Below are 4,414 nucleotides of genomic sequence, written 5' to 3' on the forward strand. Positions count from 1 at the left end.
TCCCCACACCGAGTGGCGCTGCCCCTGCGCGGCGAACGTGCGGCCCCGCTTCGCGGCCCAGCGGATCGTCGCAGCGACGTCGTCGGTGGATCCCGGTAGCAGGACGGCCTCCGGTTCCGTGTGCACGAGGTGCCCGAAATCGTCGGCGGCCCGTTCTCGCGTCGCTTGATCGAACCGCAGCTCGCCGTCCAGCGCCGGCGGCGGCAGATCGGTGGTCCGTGCGTTGCGAAGGTGCGGGTCCATCGGGTTCTCCTTTCATGGATTCTACGACCCGCCTGCCAGGTCACGAGGTTGCCGATCCTCGCTTTGCGTCGAGTCGGTGAAGCAGTGCGCGCGCGCCGTCGAGGAGCAGTTCGAGTGCGTCGGGATAGGCGCTGCGGTCGGAGAGGTCGACGAGCAGGCCCGCGGTCGCGGCGATGTGCGGGTGCGTCTCGGCCGGCAGTTGCGCGTAGGACGATCGCCACAGTTGCCGGTCGGACTCACGGACGTCCTCGGGCAGCGCGAGTTCGGCTCCGTCGAGGGCGGCGAACGCCAGCATCTGATCGACGAACGCACGGTAGAGGCGCACCGCTGCGCCGTCGGGGAACCCCGCCTCGCGCAGTATCCCGAGGATCGTGTCGACGGCCGCTTTCTCCGAGGTGCGACCGCTGACACGGCTGGCCGACAGGACTGCCGCCTGGGGGTGGTCCAGATACGCTGCATGCGAACGTATTCCGAGGGAGTGCAAGTCGCGCCACCAGTCTCCGGTGGGTTCCCACCCGCGGAATGACCGGCCGATCAGCTCGTCGGCGATCGCCAACGTGAGGTCGTCGATGCCGCGGAAGTACCGGTACAGGGTGCTGGGGTCTGCCCCGAGCGCAGCACCGAGGCGGCGGACGGACAGGCCCGCGCTGCCGTGGTGCCGCAGCAACCGCAGTGCCGTCTCCATGATCAGTTGCTCCGAGAGAACTCCACCCTGCTTCGTCGGCCTGCGCCTCTTCCGGGCCGAGTCCGAGACCACCTGCTTCGCCATTCCGGGATCCTTCCGTCGGCCGCAGCTTATGCCAACACTGTTGACGGTGTAAACGGCGACGGTGTTGCATGTCACAGGCAGGGAGCGAAGCCCCAGGCCGCGGGCACGAGACACCGGACCGGCGCGTGGCCTCTCGTCCCTCTCCACCTCCAGCGAAAGCGACGCACACATGGCAGCAGTGAACAACGGCGCGGCGGACGCGCCGAGGGCGACGTCCCTCCGCAAATCCCTCGGCGTCATGGACGGAGTTGCGATCGCCGCCTCGAGTACCGCGGCGACGACCAGCATCGGTGTCGGTTTGGGGGTCATCGCCGCCGTGGTCGGTCTCCAGATGCCGGTGGTGCTGTTACTGGCCTTCGTCCCGATTCTGGGAATTGCCAGCGGATACGCCCGGCTCAACCGGGTCGAACCCAATTGCGGCAACAGCTACGTCTGGGTGGGCCGCAGTCTCAGTCCTTGGCTGGGTTTCCTCACCGGGTGGATGGCCATCGTCGCCGTGGTCGTGTTCATGGCCTACACCACCGCGATCGCCGGGTCGGCGATCCTGCAACTCGCCGGCATGGCCGGCCTGCACGGCATCGGCGGGCTCGCTCTCGATCCCGACTCCACGCTGCAGTCGACGATGCTGGGGCTGACGATCCTCGGTGCGGTGACCTTCACCGCCGTCCGCGGCGTCGCGGTCGCGGCACGGCTGCAGAAGTACCTTCTCGTCTTCGAGTACGTCGTGTTGATCGGCTTCTGCACGTATGGACTGTTTGCCGGGAGCCAGCCGTTCTCCGTGTCCTGGTTCAATCCCTTCGCGATTCCGTCGTTCGCCGTGCTCGCCGAGGGCATGGTGATCGCGGTCTTCTTCTACTGGGGTTTCGAAGCGGCGTTCAGTGTGAGCGAGGAGGTGCGCGATCCGCGCGATGCGTCCCGCGCCGGCGTGATCACCGTCTTCCTGGTCCTCGGCTTGTTCCTGCTCGGTGCGGTGGCCTTCCAGCGCGTCCTCACCCCCACGGAACTGGCGGACAACGGGACCGTCGGGCTCGCGTTCCTCGGCGAGGCACTCGCCCGTCAGCCGCTGGCCGCGCTCCCCGTGGTGGCGCTGATGTTCTCCGTCGTCGCCTCGCTCCAGGCCACCGTGATACCCAGCGCGCGTGGACTGTTCGCGATGGGCCGGGACCGCACGCTCGGCCCGGTGTGGACCCGCATCCATTCCCGCTATGGAACCCCGGCGGCCGGAACCGTGCTGCTCGGCGGCATCTCCGCCGTGGTCGCACTGCTGGCCACGGTCATCCCCAAGCTCAGCGACCTTCTCGGTGCGGGCATCAGTTCGATCGGTCTGGTGGTCGCCCTGTGGTACGGCCTGACGGCGCTCGCCGCCGCCGTCCGGTTCCGCGGACTCCTGCGCGAACGTCCGTGGGAGGGACTGCGCGCGGTCGTGTTTCCCGCCGTCAGCGCCCTGGTGTTGCTGGCGTTGGGCGGTTACCTGGGCTGGATCTTCTACACCTCGGCAGATCATCTCGAGTTCAGCGCGACCAACGGTTGGTTTCAGCTGCTGTTCCCGGTCCTCATCCTGATCTCGGGGCTGGTGGTGGCCGCGCACGCGAAGTGGGTCCGGCGGTCGCCCTACTTCGTCACCGGACGCGGAACAGATGCCGACGCCGCCGACCTGCTCGGTGCACCCACCGAGGTTCCCGTGACCACCCGTTCCTGATCAGCGCGACGCGACCTGATCCGACCACCGACGAAATCACTTCCCGACAGGAGATTTTCGATGTCAGCAGAACCCGCAGATCTGGTCTTCACCGGCGGATCGATTGCCACCCTGGACCCGGCCCGCAGCCGCGCCACGACGGTCGCGGTCACCCGTGGCCGGATATCGGCTGTCGGCCACGACGAGGTCCGGGAGTTGATCGGCACCCGCACCGAGGTCGTCGACCTCACCGGCAGGCTGCTGCTCCCCGGCTTCCAGGACGCGCACATCCATCCCGTGGTGGCCGGACTCRAGTCCGCCCGGTGCAACCTCACCGGCGTCAGCGATGCCGCCGCCACCCTCGCCGTCATCCGCAGCTACGCCGACGCACACCCGGAGTTGCCGTGGATCGTCGGCGGCGGGTGGTCGATGGAGGCGTTCGACGGGGGGACACCCACCGCGCAACTCCTCGACACCGTCGTGCGGGATCGGCCGGTGTTTCTGCCCAACCGCGACCACCACGGGGCTTGGGCCAACACGAGAGCCCTGGACATCGCGGGCATCACCCGAGACACCCCCGACCCCGTCGGCGGACGTATCGAACGCGACGCCGACGGCGTGCCGACCGGCATGCTCCAGGAGTCTGCGATGGAGTTGGTCGGCTGCCACACCCCGCAGCACACGCCCGACGACCGACTGAAGGCCCTGCTCCATGCCCAGCAGCACCTGCATGCGCTCGGCATCACCGCCTGGCAGGACGCGCTACTCGGCGACACCTCCGGGATCTCGGACGTCTCGGACGCCTACCTGACCGCGGCCGGCGACGGGTCCCTCACTGCGCGGGTGGCGGGCGCCTTGTGGTGGGATCGCGATCGGGGCGCCGAGCAGATCCCCGACCTGCTCCGGCGACGTTCCCGTCTCCGCGTCGGGAGGATGCGGGCCGACACCGTGAAGATCATGCTCGACGGTGTCGCCGAATCCCGCACCGCGGCCATGATCTCCCCGTATCTGGATGGATGCGGCTGCGCGACAGCCCATTCCGGCACCAGCTTCGTCGACCCGGACGCGCTGCGCGGGTACGTCACCGAGCTCGACGCCCTCGGCTTTCAGGTGCACTTCCACGCGCTCGGCGACCGGGCCGTGCGCGACGCGCTCGACGCGGTCGACGCCGCTCGGACGGCGAACGGATTCCGCGACACCCGGCCGCACCTCGCCCACCTTCAGGTCGTGGACCCGGACGACATCCCGCGCTTCCGCGCGCTCGGCGTCACGGCCAACATGCAACCGCTGTGGGCAGCCCACGAACCGCAGATGGACGAACTCACCATCCCCTTCCTCGGGGACGAACGCTCCCGCCGGCAGTACCCCTTCGGTTCCCTGCTGCGCTCGGGCGCAACGCTGGCGGGCGGCAGCGACTRGCCGGTCAGCAGCGCCGACCCGATCCACGGCATCCACGTCGCGGTCAATCGCGTGCTGCCGGGCCGGGACGGGCAAGGCCGCCCGGTGTTCCTCCCGGAGCAACGAATCGACCTCACGGCCGCACTGACCGCTTACACCGCCGGGTCCGCGTACGTGAACCACCTCGACGACACGGGGAGCATCGAGGTGGGCAAGCTCGCCGACCTGGTAGTCCTCGACCGGGACCCGTTCACGGGAACTGCCGACGAGATCGGCGGGAGCCGGGCGGTCCTGACCTATGTGGGCGGTGATCGCGTCTACACCGC

The 4,414-nt window shown here is 69.0% G+C and carries 3 protein-coding genes and 1 pseudogene; 2 read left to right on the forward strand and 2 right to left on the reverse strand.

Going from position 1 to position 4,414, the window contains the following annotated elements:
* Positions 1-243, reverse strand: a pseudogene (locus AC1D1G_RS42180) (hypothetical protein); the annotation flags it as partial.
* A 40-nt stretch (positions 244-283) separates the two neighbouring features.
* Positions 284-1,012, reverse strand: a complete 729-nt coding sequence (locus AC1D1G_RS42185; RefSeq protein ID WP_283332487.1) for a TetR/AcrR family transcriptional regulator — start codon at positions 1,010-1,012, stop codon at positions 284-286.
* Positions 1,013-1,181: 169 nt separating this feature from the next.
* Here AC1D1G_RS42185 and AC1D1G_RS42190 point away from each other — a divergent pair, with 169 nt between their 5' ends.
* A complete protein-coding gene (locus AC1D1G_RS42190; protein ID WP_477956597.1) occupies positions 1,182-2,711 on the forward strand; it encodes an APC family permease in 1,530 nt (509 codons plus the stop codon).
* Positions 2,712-2,771: 60 nt separating this feature from the next.
* The coding region (locus tag AC1D1G_RS42195; protein WP_477956598.1) for an amidohydrolase at positions 2,772-4,414 on the forward strand (1,643 nt) is incomplete at its 3' end.

The organism is Rhodococcus sp. P3_B8, assembly GCF_056402775.1.

What these genes read in the sequence shown, in the direction of transcription:
- AC1D1G_RS42185 (WP_283332487.1), bottom strand. Translation starts at nt 1,012, where the DNA reads ATGGCGAAGCAGGTGGTCTCGGACTCGGCCCGGAAGAGGCGCAGGCCG.
- AC1D1G_RS42190 (WP_477956597.1), top strand. Translation starts at nt 1,182, where the DNA reads ATGGCAGCAGTGAACAACGGCGCGGCGGACGCGCCGAGGGCGACGTCC.